15 protein-coding genes and 1 pseudogene are annotated in these 15,691 nt (G+C 40.5%); 4 read left to right on the plus strand and 12 right to left on the minus strand.

Annotated features, from left to right (window positions below; translation table 11 throughout):
• Positions 1-318: 318 nt before the first annotated feature.
• The 5 genes from OTG27_RS03265 to OTG27_RS03285 all read right to left on the minus strand — a co-directional run bounded on the left by OTG27_RS03265 (position 319) and on the right by OTG27_RS03285 (position 7,290).
• On the minus strand, positions 319-1,782 hold the full coding sequence (locus tag OTG27_RS03265) for an NAD-dependent succinate-semialdehyde dehydrogenase (protein WP_268936198.1): 1,464 nt from the start codon (positions 1,780-1,782) through the stop codon (positions 319-321).
• Positions 1,783-1,842: 60 nt separating this feature from the next.
• Positions 1,843-3,138 (minus strand): MFS transporter, encoded by a 1,296-nt coding sequence (locus tag OTG27_RS03270; protein ID WP_268936199.1) that lies wholly within the window; start codon positions 3,136-3,138, stop codon positions 1,843-1,845.
• A 126-nt stretch (positions 3,139-3,264) separates the two neighbouring features.
• Positions 3,265-4,506, minus strand: coding sequence for an iron-containing alcohol dehydrogenase (locus OTG27_RS03275; protein WP_268936200.1), 1,242 nt, complete (start codon positions 4,504-4,506; stop codon positions 3,265-3,267).
• Positions 4,507-4,623: 117 nt separating this feature from the next.
• Positions 4,624-5,829: a hydroxyacid-oxoacid transhydrogenase gene (locus OTG27_RS03280; RefSeq protein ID WP_268936201.1), complete on the minus strand. Its 1,206-nt coding sequence runs from the start codon at positions 5,827-5,829 to the stop codon at positions 4,624-4,626.
• Between the two features lie 18 nt (positions 5,830-5,847).
• Positions 5,848-7,290, minus strand: a complete 1,443-nt coding sequence (locus OTG27_RS03285) for an aldehyde dehydrogenase family protein (protein WP_268936202.1) — start codon at positions 7,288-7,290, stop codon at positions 5,848-5,850.
• A gap of 588 nt (positions 7,291-7,878) precedes the next feature.
• Between OTG27_RS03285 and OTG27_RS03290 the strand changes: the two genes are divergently transcribed.
• Both OTG27_RS03290 and OTG27_RS03295 read left to right on the plus strand, forming a co-directional pair.
• Entirely contained in the window at positions 7,879-8,544 is a 666-nt protein-coding gene (locus OTG27_RS03290) for a GntR family transcriptional regulator (protein WP_268936203.1), read from the plus strand.
• A gap of 3 nt (positions 8,545-8,547) precedes the next feature.
• The gene (locus OTG27_RS03295) at positions 8,548-8,766 is read left to right on the plus strand and encodes a hypothetical protein (RefSeq protein ID WP_268936204.1); all 219 of its coding nucleotides are present in this window, start codon (positions 8,548-8,550) and stop codon (positions 8,764-8,766) included.
• 309 nt (positions 8,767-9,075) lie between these two features.
• Here the strand turns inward: OTG27_RS03295 and OTG27_RS03300 are convergent, their stop codons facing one another.
• The 3 genes from OTG27_RS03300 to OTG27_RS03310 are packed head-to-tail and all read right to left on the minus strand — an operon-like array spanning position 9,076 to position 10,818.
• Entirely contained in the window at positions 9,076-10,212 is a 1,137-nt protein-coding gene (locus OTG27_RS03300; RefSeq protein WP_061463530.1) for a zinc-dependent alcohol dehydrogenase, read from the minus strand.
• Positions 10,213-10,227: 15 nt separating this feature from the next.
• A complete protein-coding gene (locus OTG27_RS03305; RefSeq protein WP_048682441.1) occupies positions 10,228-10,590 on the minus strand; it encodes a spore coat protein in 363 nt (120 codons plus the stop codon).
• Positions 10,591-10,602: 12 nt separating this feature from the next.
• A complete protein-coding gene (locus OTG27_RS03310; RefSeq protein ID WP_063575944.1) occupies positions 10,603-10,818 on the minus strand; it encodes a hypothetical protein in 216 nt (71 codons plus the stop codon).
• 188 nt (positions 10,819-11,006) lie between these two features.
• Between OTG27_RS03310 and OTG27_RS03315 the strand changes: the two genes are divergently transcribed.
• On the plus strand, positions 11,007-11,210 hold the full coding sequence (locus tag OTG27_RS03315; protein WP_095396642.1) for a hypothetical protein: 204 nt from the start codon (positions 11,007-11,009) through the stop codon (positions 11,208-11,210).
• On the plus strand, positions 11,210-11,509 hold the full coding sequence (locus tag OTG27_RS03320; RefSeq protein ID WP_063575942.1) for a spore coat protein: 300 nt from the start codon (positions 11,210-11,212) through the stop codon (positions 11,507-11,509). The genes OTG27_RS03315 and OTG27_RS03320 overlap by 1 nt, the downstream gene beginning before the upstream one ends.
• 202 nt (positions 11,510-11,711) lie before the next feature.
• Here the strand turns inward: OTG27_RS03320 and OTG27_RS03325 are convergent.
• The 4 genes and pseudogenes from OTG27_RS03325 to OTG27_RS03340 form a co-directional block, all read right to left on the minus strand.
• Positions 11,712-11,852: pseudogene (locus OTG27_RS03325) on the minus strand (DUF8096 family protein).
• Positions 11,853-12,331: 479 nt separating this feature from the next.
• Positions 12,332-14,572 (minus strand): transglycosylase domain-containing protein, encoded by a 2,241-nt coding sequence (locus tag OTG27_RS03330; RefSeq protein WP_268936205.1) that lies wholly within the window; start codon positions 14,570-14,572, stop codon positions 12,332-12,334.
• A gap of 104 nt (positions 14,573-14,676) precedes the next feature.
• A complete protein-coding gene (locus tag OTG27_RS03335; RefSeq protein ID WP_268936206.1) occupies positions 14,677-14,916 on the minus strand; it encodes a hypothetical protein in 240 nt (79 codons plus the stop codon).
• A gap of 579 nt (positions 14,917-15,495) precedes the next feature.
• Positions 15,496-15,642 (minus strand): hypothetical protein, encoded by a 147-nt coding sequence (locus OTG27_RS03340; RefSeq protein WP_268936207.1) that lies wholly within the window; start codon positions 15,640-15,642, stop codon positions 15,496-15,498.
• Positions 15,643-15,691 lie beyond the last annotated feature (49 nt).

Genomic DNA, 15,691 nt, shown 5'->3' on the forward strand with positions numbered 1-15,691 from the left:
TCTGTTTCAATTATTTTCACAAAGTCTTTTCTAACATTACCTTTATCTATAAACTCTTCGGTAATCTTGTCAATTCTATATCTGAAACATTCATCTTTGCACCTTCCTTTGTCACAATTAAGCGAATTTGCATGTTACCAATTCAAAAATTCAGGATATTTTATATTTGTCTTAGGATTTAAAGCAACCTGGCCTTAGGCTCTGTAACTTAAGGTTTGTTAATCAATGGGGAGCGTGTGTTGAATTAAGTCTTTTTATGAGGAAAATAAGGAAAGGCTTAAGGATTCTACTTCACCTTAAGCCTTTTCTTGCCCTATTTTAAAAACCCATCGATATATATTTTTCTTCTAAATATTCTTCTAGGCCTTGATGGCCACCTTCCCTCCCCATGCCGCTTTCTTTCATGCCGCCAAATGGGGCTTGTGCAACGGTGGGAATTGCGTCGTTGTAGCCGATGATGCCAAACTCCAGAGCTTCGGATACCCTGACTCCCCTGCTTATATTCTGTGTGTAAAAATAAGCGGCCAGCCCGTACTCTGTATTGTTGGCAAGTTCGATCACCTCTTCTTCTGTATCAAACGGGATGATTGGTGCGACCGGTCCAAATGTTTCCTGGTATGTGATGAGCATATCCTTGTTCACACCACCCAGTACGGTCGGTTCATAGAATAATCCATCAGCCAATTCCCCTTCACCTCTTTGTCCGCCACAAAGAAGTCTGGCACCTTTTTCCAAGGCATCTTGTACATGTTCCTCTACCTTTTCCAGGCCATCACTGCTGACAAGGGGCCCGACTTCAACGGTTGGATCGATGCTATTTCCGACTTTTAGAGCTTTTACTTTTTCAACAAAAAGTAAAGAGAATTCATCGATGACAGAACGGTGGACGTAAATTCGATTGGCGCATACGCACGTTTGTCCGGTGTTCCTGAATTTGCTTGCAACGGCACCAGCTGCTGCGGCTTCCAAATCAGCATCTTCAAAAACGATGAAGGGAGCGTGTCCTCCAAGCTCAAGGGAAAGTCTCTTGAGCTGCGGGGCTGACTTGGTAACCAGCAATTTTCCTACTTCAGTAGATCCGGTAAAAGATATTTTCCTTACTACCGGGTTTCCAAAAATTTCATCCGAGATAGGTCCGGCACTCCCTGTCACGATACTGACCACTCCGGCAGGCACTCCCGCCATTTCTACCAATTTACCAAACGCTAATGCACTAATAGGAGATTGTTTTGCAGGTTTGACAATGACTGTACATCCAGCAGCCATGGCAGGCCCCACTTTCCGCGTCATCATGGCCAACGGGAAGTTCCAAGGGGTAATGGAAGCAACCACTCCAATCGGCTGGCGAATCACCGATAGCCTTTTATTTACGGCAGAAGCAGGGATCGTTTCCCCATAAATCCGGCGGCCCTCTTCAGCAAACCATTCCAGGTAGCTTGCAGCAAAATCCACTTCACCCCGGGCTTCCGTAAAGGGCTTGCCCATTTCCATACTCATGATTTCTGCTAATTCATCTTTATATTCATGCATAAGGTCATGCAATTTCTTTAGATATTTACTGCGTTCCTGTGCTGTCAGTTTTGACCAGGTTTTAAACGCTTCCTCAGCAGCTGTTATTGCCGCATTCGTTTCTTGGCGTCCTCCATTTGGAATTCTTGCCACAACTTTCCCTGTTGAAGGATTTGTTACTGGTAAAGTTTCTCCGTTATGTGCTTCAGTCCATTCACCGTTTACATACATTTTCAGTTCAGTTAAATTGACCAATCCACTAGTTTTCAGCATAAATATATGTCTCCTTTTTTCGTTGGATTTGCAAAGCCCTTCATTAAATACACAAAAAGATTAGAGTCCTGAAACTTTAGTTCCCCCGTCAATGTCCGTGTTAATTGAAATCCTTTCATTTTTAAGAACGAATGCATACCCCACAGCAGCAATTAGGCAAATGACTACAGGTATGATCAGGGCTATATTGAAATTATTGAACTTCGCTATTAAGATCCCTGTTGCTACTGGGGCAATCCAGCCAGCGAGGTTCCCCACGAAGTTTTGCAGGCCTGCAAGCTTTCCTTCCGCACCCTTTGGAGCAACATCAGAAACAGTGGCCCAGAGAATACCCGCAGCCAATCCTTCACCGCCGATTGCTATTGAGATATACGTAAGTGCCATTATGGCGCTGTCTGTATAGATAGTCGGTATTATGGCTAATGGAAAAAGCATGCCGATGGCTAAAACAGTTTTTCTTGCTTTGATGGAATTCCAGCCTCTTTTAATTAAGAAATCCGACAACACCCCTCCTAAAATATTTCCCAGAAAGGACATGATCCAAGGTAGCATCGTAAAAAAACCGGCTTTTAAAAGAGTCATTTCCCTTTCGACTACAAGATAAGTGGGAAGCCAAGTCATCATTAAATACGTAAGATAGTTATGGGCGAACAAGCCGTATAACATAGGGTAAACACTTCTGAATTTAAAGAATTTAAATGGTGAGAAGTTTAGTGTCTTCGCTTTTTCGGTTTGAGTTTGCTCCTCTTTTATATAGGCTACTTCGGCCTCGTTTGCAATCTTACTTTGCTCTGGATGGTTTTTGAAAAAGAATAACCAGAATGCCAGCCATACAAAACCGATGGATCCAATTACCACAAAGGATGCTTGCCATCCCCAAGTCTGGATGATCCAAGCTAAAATGGGTGTTGTTATGCCAATCCCGATAGCTGTACCAGAATTAAATATCCCGTTTGCAATGCCCCGTTCGTGTGACGGCAGCCAGTCTGAAATAACGCGCGTATTGGTTGGAAACGCCGGAGCCTCTCCGATTCCCATTAAAACGCGGATACCGATCAGTCCGCCAAGCGAACGCCCCATTCCAGTAAACACCGTACAGAGCGACCACCAAACGATGGCAATCGAATACGTTAAGCGTGCCCCCAATTTATCAACGATTACCCCGACCGGGATCTGCATTAGGGCATACGACCAAAAGAACGCTGACCCCAATATCCCGAATTCTACTGCCGAAAGCGAAAGATCCTTCATCATCGAGGGTCCTGCAATACCAAGAATTGCCCTATCCATATAATTGATTGTTGTTGCGACGAAAAGGAGTACCACTACAAGCCATCTTCCATTGGTCTTTTTCATACGTCACCTCATTAGATAATTATATTCAGGTAGAAAAAATGCTGCGGGAAATCCATATGTCCGATAAAAATCGGGAAGGGGAAACTGATTCATATCCCCTAAAATTTCAGGTGATTTTCAAAGGTTTTATACATTCACGGCCGTTTCTGAACTTTTGGCACTGCTTGTATTTCGATTACCATAATTAAAACCTTCAAAGTCCCCCTCATAAGCCTTCTCTATAATCAGTTCGATATCCGATGCCTTCGTCAGCCTTGGATTAACGACCACATTACCGCTTCGCATGGAATCTTCCACTAATTTCGGCAAAACGTCCAATGAAACTCCAAGCTCTTTAATGTTAAGAGGAATATTCATGCTCCGATTCATTTCGATGATGGTTTCGATTGCCTTCTCGGCTGCTTGCGCATTGGATAAACCGCTTACATCCCTTCCTAAAGCTATTGCAATTTCTCTATACTGATCCTCGCATGCCGGCAGGTTGAATCTCATGACGAATGGCAATAGTGCTGCATTTGCGATGCCATGCGGGATATTAAAGACTCCTCCAAATGTATGGGAAATGGCGTGTACATTACCCAGGCGGGATTGTGAAAAGGCTGCACCAGCTAACAGGGAGGCTACAAGCATGTTTTCCCTGCTTTCCATGTCCGTTCCCACAAAGTAAGATCGTGTTAAATTTTCACCGATCATCTTAATGGCCTGCATCGCGAAAGCCTTGCTGACAGGGTTGGCAGATTTGGAGGTGTAAGATTCAATTGCATGAGTCAGAGCATCCATACCAGTAGCTGCAGTAATCTCTTGAGGCAAATTCATTGTAAGGGCCGGGTCCAATATAGCTAGCTTTGGAAACAGAAGTGAACTAAGTACACCTAATTTAAAAGAAGTTTCCTTATTCGTTACCACTGTCGAATTAGTAGCTTCACTGCCAGTTCCAGCCGTAGTCGGGATTGCTATGATCGGGAGCGGGGGATTGGAAATCTTTCCAACTCCTTCATAATCCAGGATATGGCCGGGGTTAGTAGCCATTGCCGCAATGCCCTTGGCTGTGTCAATGCTGCTTCCTCCACCTACAGCCAGAACCGCCTCCATCTTTTGTTGCTTAAGATAAACTGTCCCCTGTTGGATTGTTTGAGCTGATGGATTAGGCTCTACCTCATCGTAAATCTCAAAAAAAAGGTTTGCAGAAGCAAGGGATTGTTCAATGCCTTGTAAGAGACCGGCTCCTCTAACCCCTTTATCTGTTACAATCAGCACACTCGATACACCTAAATCCTTAATTAGCTCTCCTGTTTTTCCAGATATTCCGTTACCGCACTCCACCCGTGTCGGCATACTATATGTAAAAGGCATAAGAGACATTTTCATCTTCCTCTCCATTTATATTCTATTAGATGGTGAAAACCTTTCCGCCCCGGTCTGCAGATCCATCATGAATGGTTATGATGCTTACCCTTCCAGGGACACCATTCCTTTACAAGCAATCTATAAAGCTTTTCTAAGTAATTCTTCTAAACTGTGCTGGGTAGGCATTCTTGGGTTATTCCGAATCAGGCGATCGATTTGGAGGGTCTTCTCAGCAATTTCGGGAATATCCTCTTCTTTGATCCCAATCTCCGTCAGCTTTGTAGGCAGTCCAATTTCCCCAAGCAGGGTAACCACTGCTTTTGAAGCAGCCAAAGCGGCTTCCTTATCGGAGAGGCCATCTGAGTTAACATTGAATGCCTGGGAAATCCTCACCATTTTTTCTGTTTCTACAGCTGCATTATATTCCATGACATATGGAAGCAAGAGCCCGGTCACCTCTCCATGCGGCGACTTCACAAGCCCTCCAATTGGGTAAGCCAATGCATGGGCTGCTGCTGTACCTGCATTTGAAAAGGACATTCCAGCAAGCAGGCTGCCCATTAGCATATTGGAACGTGCCTCGAGATTGCTCCCTTGCTGCACCGCAATCGGCAGGTTTTTTGCAATCAATTCAATAGCTCTGTAGGCGAGTGCATCGCTTATGGGGATTGAACCTTGGAATAAAATGTTTCCTTCTGCCTGGATATATGCAGAAGGTTTGGCTGTGTATGCCTCTATCGCATGTGACAAAGCATCAATTCCGGAACAAGCTGTTACATAAGCGGGAAGCCCTAACGTTAATTCTGGATCAAGTAGAGCAACGGTTGGCCTTAAGTAGTTATCCGAGATACCAACTTTCAGGTTATTTTCCACATCGGTCAATACCGCCACTGATGTCACTTCTGAACCGGTTCCAGCCGTCGTCGGAATCGCTACAAGAGGGGCGATTGGTCCAGGAACCTGGTTTTCTCCGCCGTAATAGTCCAAGGGATGTCCGCCATGGGCGACCAACAAAGCAACAATCTTCGCCATATCAATGCTGCTTCCTCCGCCAAGGCCAATTACTGCATCAATATCCATTTGAGATTTAGCAAACTCATAACAGTCTATCGCCGAATTTACCGGAGGCTCCGGTACGACCTGGTCATAGATAACTGTTTCGTAATTTGCATGTTCCAACAACGATGAAATTCTGTCTGCGATTCCTACATTTTTGATCCCTGGGTCAGTAACGAGCAAGATGTTTTTCGCCTTTAACCTTTGCAGGATTGAATCCAATTGCCCGATCGCCCCGTTTCCAAATACGATTCTTTCGGTAGAGTAAAAATCCCATGTATTTCTCATATCCCTTACCTCCAAAGTCTATAGATTGATGACGACAAGCTTTTCGTCTGTCATCTCTTGCATGGCATAATGCGGTCCTTCTTTGCCAATTCCGCTGTCCTTCACGCCGCCATACGGCATGATGTCGGCACGGTATGTAGAAACATCATTGATGATCACACCGCCAAAATGAAGTTCCTGTGTTGCCCGCATGGCTAAAGTGATATCGGATGTAAATAAACCAACTTGTAAGCCGAACTTCGTATCATTGGCCTGATGGAAAGCCTCCTCGATGCTATCGAAAGGAATGATGCTGATCACCGGCGCGAACACTTCCTGGCAGACTACCTTCATTTCCGGTTTCACATCTATTAATATAGTAGGTTCTAGAATCGAATCCCTCCTTTTCCCTCCATATAGCACTTTGGCACCTAGACGCTCAGCCTCCTGAATCCATTCTTCCGCACGCCTTGCTTCCTTCTCGGAAATCATGGGACCAATGTCCGTGGAAGAATCTGCAGGATTTCCGACCTTCAAGCCCTGTGCCACCATGACTGCCTTCTCCACAAACACATCGCAGATATCTCTATGAACGTAGATGCGCTGCACAGAGATGCAGGCTTGCCCTGCATTCACATACCCCCGCGTGACACAGAGCTCAACTGCTCTGTCTAAATCAGGGACATCCTTGTGAATGATATTTGGGGAGTTATTCCCTAATTCCAAAGTAACCTTACGAATCCCCGTACTGCTCTTAATGTGCCGTCCTACGCCGGGACTCCCTGTAAAAGTGAACATCGCAATTCGTTCATCCTCCAAAAGATATTGACCTGTTTCCTGCCCAAACCCGTTGACCACATTCAGAAAACCTGCGGGCAATCCAGCTTCGGAAAAGATTTCTGCTATCTTACATGCAATGAGCGGCGTCATTTCAGCCGGCTTCAACACGATTGTATTTCCCGCTGCCAACGCAGGAGCCACCTTGTGGATGGTAAGATTGAACGGGAAGTTAAACGGGGTGATCGCACCAATAACTCCAACAGGAACCCGGATGGTGAAAGCCATCTTATTGTCGTTTCCAGACTGCCCCAAAGGAACGCCTGTACCGGCAATCCGCTTTGCTTCTTCCGCTGATGCAATCATCGTTTGAATTCCTCTATCGATTTCCCCTCTGGCATCCTTCAATACTTTACCGACTTCCTGAACCAGAATCATCGCCAGCTCTTCTTTTCTTTCTTTCGCGATATCCGCTGCACGCATTAAAATCTCGTAGCGTTGATCGGAATCTAGCTTTCTCGTATTAAAGGTCTCCAAGGCATTGGTCACCGCTTCAGAAACAATTTCGCGGGACGCCCTGCCAATCCGGGCAATTTCTTCTTTGTTATATTTGTTCATAACAGCGATTGTATGTTGATCGGATATCCATTGCCCATTTATGAAATGGCCATAAAATGCATTTTTTCTACTAAGCGATGTGCTCATTGAAGATTCCTCCTTTGAAAAATAACGATCACATTTTTTCACTTCACAGTTATTTCTGCTAATTCAATAAATTTCAATCAAGAATACGGCAAGCATAAAGCGCTTCCATTTTGAACTTAAGATTTTGCCTGCCCATCCATACTCTTTAATTGTTGTTTATAGAATCCTGCTCAAAAATAGTATGTAATCATTTCCGAAAATATATCACATAATATATGATTTTGTAAATATTTAAAATTAAAAAGATTCTGTTTTATTGAATAATTCCTTATAAACAAAGGCTTTATTTCTTTAAATACTATCGACAGATTAAATAACTCATATTAATTTGGATGATATTATATATAATTTTTTACAAAACTTATGAATATAATATATAATTATCAGTAATGAGGATATTTTTTGTAGCTATCCAGCAAACTATAGGTCCCCTTATAAACTCTCTATTCTTGATATCAATATGGTTTCGCCTTATCTTATTGATAGAGGCAACAAGAAGAAAGCTACATCAGTAATAATTTAAGTTGTTACATCTATTTGAAATAACACTCGTTCTCATAGAAATTTTTTTAAGTTAGGGGCATTTCAATGATAAAGGAAAAAGAACGCGGAGAGACAACGGAATATGTCTACAATTTATTAAAAGAAAAGATTTTTGAATGGGATTTATCGCCGGGACAAAAAATCAATATCAGTCATTTAACCCGGGAAATCAACATTAGCGCCATACCTCTCAGAGAAGCATTATCTCGTCTAAACTCTGAGAACTTAGTCATCTTAGAACCAAATAAGGGGTATCGGGTCAGTGACATATTAGATACTGAAAATATGGCGAAAATGTTGGAGGCCCGGATATTACTGGAGACGCATGCGGTCCGGAATATTATCCGCTTAAATAATGTAAGCGTGACGGAAGAAATGGCCGCGCTTACAGATGATATGTTTTCCACAAACACAGGTGCTTCCAACAAAAAAATACTAGATTTTACTCATTTAGATCAACAATTTCATCATGCCATCATGAACGCTGGAGGAAACCCGTTTTTATTTGAAGCATATAAAGGCATGCACTGTCATCTTCATATAGGCCGGTTTTATCACGTCAAAGGTGAGATCGACCAAAAAGACGCACCATCGGAACATATGGAAATCATTGAGGCCATCCGGACAAGGGATGTATACAGAGCCGAGATTGCGATCTCCAGCCACATACAGGATTCCATAGATCGTTTATTGGAGAGGACAAAAAGATAATACTTGGAAGCTATTGAGGATAATCTTCTTCGGATATCAGTCATCGTAATTGCTTTGATCAAATTTCCGCAAAATGCAAGTGGATTTAAACAGACATTACCATCTCAAATGCTTAAAGAAAGTGACAGAAAAACATGTGAAAGATTTATGCACCAAGAAGAAAACAAGTTAATCAAAGGGATGAAACCAAAGGCAAAAGAAAAACTAACAAAAACCCTATAACTAATGGTCGTGGGTTTTCCTTAATGAAAAAACCTCCTTCAAAAAAAGATAGCATAGAGCACCAAAAAAAAAACGATTTTCCCTTACCGTGGGCAAATCGTCTTTTCTGGTTAATTTGAATAAGGTAAATGTAGCTCCCAAGACAGGGGTGTTCACTTTTCTTAAATCTTCTTCTATGCGTATTTGTATTTCATCCAGAAGTAAAAAATTACTCCCAAAAGTTAAAAAAGGGTTTGATATCTTCCCTTCTTACTCATAGTCCATATCCATAGTTATAAAATCTATTTTTCCAAATAAAAACAACCATCTTTATGGCTTAAGGACCACTTTAATACATCCATCTGTCCTTGTATCAAATACTTCATACCCATGCTTTGCTTGGTCAATTGGAAGTACATGGGTTACTACATCGCCAGGATCTACTTTTCCTTCTGATATTAGTTTATAAAGGTAGGGCATATAAGGAATAACAGGAGCCTGTCCGGTTTTTATATCCACGTTTCTTTGGAAAATATCTCCTAGAGGGAATCCATTATAACGGCCGCCATAAACGCCTGTTATTTGTATGGTTCCCGCCTTACGAACGGCTTGGGACGCAATTACAATCCCTCCCATGGCTCCCCCATGTAATTTAAGACCCGATGCAAGATATTCCATCGGAGTCATTTTGCCACTCATCCCGGAACAGTCAATAACGATATCTGCACCACCTTTAGTGATTTCTTTAAGGTATTCGCCAGTGTTTTCATATTGTGCAAAATTTACGGTTTCGACTTTATTCGTCCTTTTTGCATGCTCTAAACGATAATCGAGATGGTCGACAGCAATCACTCTTTTCGCCCCTTTAAACCAAGCGAATTTTTGAGTAAGCAGACCTACAGGACCACAGCCTAAAACGATAACCGTATCGCCAGATTTGACACCTGCGTGATCTACACTCCAGAATGCTGTGGATGCTGCATCAGCGAGCAACACCAATTTTTCATCTTCTACCTCGCAGTCTTCCGGGATTTTGAAAGGGGTGAAGTTTCCATAAGGAACACGCATATATTCAGCTTGCCCTCCCGCATACCCACCAGTTGTTTCAGAGTATCCAAAAAAACCACCCATTTCCCCATGAGGATTTGAATTATCACACTGACTTGTAAGGTCGTGGTCGCAATACCAGCAGCTCCCGCAGCTAACATTAAAGGGGATAATGACCCGGTCTCCCTTCTTTACCTTAGTTACCCCTGGTCCAACTTCCTCAACAACCCCCATCGGCTCATGACCAATGACATAATCTGTAGGCATATTGGGAATTAATTGATGAATCAAGTGCAAATCGGAGCCGCAAATTGCTGAACTGGTGACCTTTACAATAATATCATCCGAATTTTTGATGTTAGGGTCTTTAACTTCTTTAACCTGTACATTTTTATTGCCCTGGTAAGTTACGGCCTTCATAATGCTTTTCCTCCTTTATTTATTCGGCGTTGCGAACATGCCGAGTCTGTCAGTATCATTCGGGAAAAGATTCATTCCAGCGATACTAACCGCCATATCGGCTGATTTCAAATCTAATTCCACCTGTTTACCTACATCGTTCGGATAAAGCCAGCCCTTCCTGATCATTAAATCGGATAACTCACCATGTAAGTCAATGGATTGCTCCATTTGCTGGTACAATGCTTTTCTCAATGCGGGATTCGCTGTTTCAGATAATGCAATACCATAAGTATGAATCCCACTTTTGATAGAGAGTAAAAAATCTAGCGCGAAAGAGGAATCAGCCATTTCCGGCATATGTTCAGCGCCTTGAGGATCTAAAAAATCCATCTCCATTTAAATTTCACCTCATTTTTCATAGTTTGTTCGGGCTCCTGTATAAAAACCCTTTAGCTCGTTTATAGCAGCTATAGATTGTTGTACGTCTTTTTCCATTAATGCTTTTAAGTCATTGTCAAAGCAAATGCCTTGCATTAATTTTGATCTCATTAACCCTATTGTTTTAAGATTCAAAATTTCATGCGTTTCCATGGTTTCATGAAATGCCAAGCTTTCATTTTCCATACGTTCACCTCCCTAATCTATATAACAAAAATACCTTTCCCGGTTCATCTGTTTGTTATACGGATTATTGCCCGATAGGTAGTTTACTTCCCAAAATACACGTTACCTTTGCAAATGATGATGAATAAAAACTTTTGTATTACGAAAGATATGTAAGTGAATTCTCAAAGAAATGGAGGGAAAAAATCTTGACGAAAAATTTAGGACTGCATGAAACTCTAGAGGCGCACGAAATTTTAACTTTCAAGAGTCTTTGTCTAACAAAGTCCTCTACAATGAGCAGTTTAGTGCAGGATACAGAACTACAAAATATACTATTAAAAGACATGAGCACTGGGACACAAGATATTCAAACACTGCAGGAAATTCTAACGAATCGGGGGGAACAGTAATGACAAATTTTTTGCAAAATATGGCGGGTATGGGCGGCATGACTGATCAGGTGATTGCAACGGACTTCTTAATATCCGCAAAATCTGGAATTAGAAATCTTGCTTTTGCCATTACAGAAACAAAAACACCTGAATTGAAAGCAGCCCTAAGAGAACAGCTTCGTGTCGCTGTAGAAAGACATGGAGAGATAAGTAACTATATGATTTCAAAAGGTTACTATCATCCACATGATTTAAGTGAACAATTACAAGTTGATATAAATACAGCAAATACAGCCCTAAACCTTCCTCAACAATAAAGTCTACTCATGGATGTGAGAACAGACAGATCACACAGGGGTTCGGGCGAATGGAAAAAAGCAATGAATTTCTCAACTTTGAGATACATTGCTTTTTTTAGGGGTATATCATAGGAAGTGGTTAGCCAAGTTAATAATGGTAATGTAGGATTCAATCTTAGATGCTGTTGTTTTAACGAATTTTACTTCTTTCATACTAGGGTTAAATCGATTTCTTCATACCACACTCTCTGCATTTACGAATATATTTAACCGAACTTTCAAACTAAGTTTTACCGCAATTGTCACAGCGACCACTAACGTCAGGATAATCTTCGTGGTCATAAATAATTACCTTCTGGATTTTCTACAGACAAAGTAAAATCACCTTCACTATTTTATTTGATTATATAAGACAGGAATGCGGAGCAAGCCTGCCTTTGTATAATTTCTAAACTTCACCTTGCACTTAATCTTTAAACTCTATTATGCCAGCTGGCTTTATTCAGTTATTTTCTTCATCCCTAGAAGCAAACCAATTTCATCTTTTCACAATCCAGTTATCAATATACCGATGCAGTAATAAATAGATAACCTTGAGCCTTGCAATCGTTTACCAATCTATATTTTGAATTTGCTTATTTGACAATTCCTCCCAGCCTTCACTGTGTGTTCAAACTAAGCTTTTTCAACTAAACTACCTCTCTAGTTCCATAAGAAAAAGGCTGCCTCAGCAACCTCCCTTGTTGAAGTAAAGCACCCTATCGTTTAAGTAGAAACCTTCACATTTCTTTTGTGAATCAAAAAAAGGATGGGACCAATGCAATCCCATCCTAAAAATCTTTATTGTTCGTGTTTCTTTTCCTCTTGTTGTTTATGCTTCTCTTCCTTTTGTTCGTGTTTCTTTTCCTCTTGTTGTTTATGCTTCTCTTCCTTTTGTTCGTGTTTCTTTTCCTCTTGTTGTTTATGCTTCTCTTCCTTTTGTTTGTGTTTCTTTTCCTCTTGTTGTTTATGCTTCTCTTCCTCTTGTTTATGTTTTTTATCCTCTTTATTTCCACCAATTTCAAATGGTTTTTCTTTATTATTTTTTGTAACTGGTGGACTTTCTTCAGGATTTGCACCTTTAATGAACAGTTCATTATTCACCTGGTATACATCACTAGGCTGCTGGAATCTGCTTTGGTCTGTTCCAAACGCTTCCAGCATGACCTTAAACATTTGGTGCGAGATTTTAGTTGTATTTCCATCCATATAATTACCTGGACCATTTTTAGTATATCCAGTCCAAACCGCCATAGTGTATTGTGGTGTATAACCAGCGAACCAACTATCATTTACCGAACCGGTTGGATATCCATATTGTGCTCTGGTTTTACTGTCAAAATTGGTTGTGCCAGTTTTTCCAGCCACATCTTGTCCAAGAACATTTGCAGTTTTTCCTGTACCAGATTTTACGACTGTCCGTAACATATCCGTCACCAAATAAGCTGTGTAATCATGCATAACACGTTTTGGTTTTGGAGTAAAATTAACAACTCTGCCATCAGGATAGACAACTTTACGAACAAAATGTGGTGTATTGTATTCACCGTTATTTCCAAAAGCACTATATGCCCCTGCCAACTCTAATGGATTAACCGTATTACTTCCAATCGCATATGATTCGTACACCTTATTATTATTAAAAGTAATACCCAGATTTTCTGCAAAGTTTTGTGCCTTATCCATTCCTACTTCTTGAAGGGTAAGGAGTGCCGGAATATTGTATGACCATTGAAGTGCTGTTCTAATAGACAACATTCCGTGATATTGATGATCCCAGTTAGAAATAGATTGACCGTTTGAGTAGGTTATCTCATGATCATTAATTTGGTGTGCTGTAGACCATTTTGAATTTTCAATAGCAGGACCATAATCAAAGACTGGCTTGAAAGTGGATCCTGGTTGTCGTTTAATATCAACCGCAAAGTTGTTGCCTCGGAAGGAAGCTTTATATTGGTTTCGACCGCTTCCAATAGCTCGAACTTCTCCTGTTTTTGTATCTAAAAATACGAAGGCTCCTTGAAAATTGTCATTTGGATAAGAAATAATCGTATCGGTGTTCATTATTTTATCCGCTAAGGTCTGAGCTTTTGGATCTAGCGTCGTATAAATAGATAATCCATCCGAACTGATATCAACATTTTTCTGCTTTTTTTCAACTTCTTTTACAACAGCGTCCAAAAACGCCTCGTACGGCATTCCTTGTTGTTTCTTTTTTGGAACAAGTCCTGATGTAACTGGAACCTTCTTTGCATCCTCCAATTGCTTGTTCGTAATATACCCTTGTTTATACATAGCTTTTAAAACATTATTACGACGATTTGTTGCAGCTTTCACATGTTCCGGTTCAGTGGGATCGTAATAACTTGGACTCTGTGGAAGCCCCGCTAACATAGCGGCCTCCGGAAGCGTCAATTTATTTAGATCATCGGCATCGATTCCGTAGTAATTTTTGGCGGCTGCTGCTACACCATATGCCCCGTCTCCAAGGTAGATCTTATTTAAATACATCATTAAGATTTGATGTTTAGAATACTTTTGCTCAAGCTGATAGGCCAAGCTCCATTCCTGTACCTTCCGCTTTATTGTTTTCTGAGGTGACAAAAAGGAGTTTTTAATGACCTGCTGTGTAATCGTACTTCCGCCTTGAGATCCGAAATCCCCTATTAGGTTCTTGGAGATTGCTCTCGCAGTTCCTTTTATATCAATGCCATTGTGTTCATAAAAATGTACATCCTCCGTGGCAAGGAAAGCATGTTCCAACATTTTTGGAACTTGAGAATACTCAATTTTTGTCCGCTTTTCTTTACCATATTCGTAAAGGAAATTCCCGTTTTTATCGTATAATTTGGTAGAAAGCGGATCGACTAGTTTTGAAGAATCTATTTTAGGTGCATCCTTAATCATTGCTGCAACCGTAACTGCCCCTATTCCAATTGAAATAACTCCTAACAGAAAACACCAAAGTAAAACTTTTTTCAAGAAAGACCTTCTTTTAGGGTAGTTTTTACCTTTTTTTTGATCTTGTTTTGTTTTTTCCACTTGTTTTCGTTCCTGACGAGAACGATACGTTTCTGACATTACTCTTCTCTCCCATATTCAAGTTACTCAACAAAGTTGAAGAGAACCTTTTATTTACTCACTAGTCATTGATGATCAGTATGGTATTTAAAACAATGCATTTCATGCAAAACCTGTATATAACGAATTAAGGAAGAATTTATCCTATACTCTCCTTGGTCGGTTTTCGCAATAAAGTAATTACTTCGTACTATCTTATCTAATACATCTTTAAGAACGTCTTCCTTCTTTACATCTGGCCCTTTTATTATTTTTTCTCGTTTAATATCATTATCCAAGGTATAACAAACAATAAATTTCTTCAAATTAAATCCCCCTTTCGAGAACAACTTGTGATTTGTCTTAAGTAGGGAAACACGTCTACTTATTTGAAGCGAATAGTCTTAAAATTATCCTGAAAAGAATGCTATTATCGATCAGCTTTGTCTTAAACATGAAACAAATCCCCCTGTTGATAAAATGATGGATGGCATTCCTACTATTTTTGAAAAATACATTTGTGTACCAACTATAAATATTTCATGAATACCATAGATACCGCCTAAAAGGATCAAAGCGTCTATAGAAAATTTCATTCTTTTCAGTCCATTACACAGACCATTTATATTAATTCGAAAGGAACCTTAGTATTAAGGGGGCAAAAATATATAATCCTCGATTCCCCCCTCTATATAAAGACCAAATCTGCACTATATTCAATAAATAAGACACCAATTATGACAGCTGGATTTTGTTCCCGTTTATAAGCACATTCTCTTTTTCTATATATTATGTTTGTTTTACGTATTAACCCGGATAACTTACCTATCTATCGACCATAACAAGAATTATCCAAGAAACACCTAAGGATCATGGTGTTTATATGAATCCATCCTTGAAGCTTTTCAGGGATGGATGTTCCAAAATATTCTATACGGAAACGATTTATGATTGTCTTCAAAGATGGTATTTAAAGTTTCAGTATCTTTATTAACCATTGCATCATTAATCCGTTCATAAACGGCTAGGATTTGCTGTTTATCATCACTCATTTTTGTACTTGCACCCTCCTTTTTTCATATACTTCCATCCCATCTAAAC

The sequence above is a fragment of the Peribacillus sp. AS_2 genome (assembly GCF_026891895.1).
Taxonomy (GTDB): Bacteria; Bacillota; Bacilli; order Bacillales; family DSM-1321; genus Peribacillus; species Peribacillus frigoritolerans.

Bases quoted from the DNA above. Each gene is read 5' to 3' on its own strand.
- OTG27_RS03265 (WP_268936198.1), bottom strand. From the start codon at position 1,782: ATGCTGAAAACTAGTGGATTGGTCAATTTAACTGAACTGAAAATGTAT.
- OTG27_RS03270 (WP_268936199.1), bottom strand. From the start codon at position 3,138: ATGAAAAAGACCAATGGAAGATGGCTTGTAGTGGTACTCCTTTTCGTC.
- OTG27_RS03275 (WP_268936200.1), bottom strand. From the start codon at position 4,506: ATGAAAATGTCTCTTATGCCTTTTACATATAGTATGCCGACACGGGTG.
- OTG27_RS03280 (WP_268936201.1), bottom strand. From the start codon at position 5,829: ATGAGAAATACATGGGATTTTTACTCTACCGAAAGAATCGTATTTGGA.
- OTG27_RS03285 (WP_268936202.1), bottom strand. From the start codon at position 7,290: ATGAGCACATCGCTTAGTAGAAAAAATGCATTTTATGGCCATTTCATA.
- OTG27_RS03290 (WP_268936203.1), top strand. From the start codon at position 7,879: ATGATAAAGGAAAAAGAACGCGGAGAGACAACGGAATATGTCTACAAT.
- OTG27_RS03300 (WP_061463530.1), bottom strand. From the start codon at position 10,212: ATGAAGGCCGTAACTTACCAGGGCAATAAAAATGTACAGGTTAAAGAA.
- OTG27_RS03305 (WP_048682441.1), bottom strand. From the start codon at position 10,590: ATGGAGATGGATTTTTTAGATCCTCAAGGCGCTGAACATATGCCGGAA.
- OTG27_RS03310 (WP_063575944.1), bottom strand. From the start codon at position 10,818: ATGGAAAATGAAAGCTTGGCATTTCATGAAACCATGGAAACGCATGAA.
- OTG27_RS03320 (WP_063575942.1), top strand. From the start codon at position 11,210: ATGACAAATTTTTTGCAAAATATGGCGGGTATGGGCGGCATGACTGAT.
- OTG27_RS03340 (WP_268936207.1), bottom strand. From the start codon at position 15,642: ATGAGTGATGATAAACAGCAAATCCTAGCCGTTTATGAACGGATTAAT.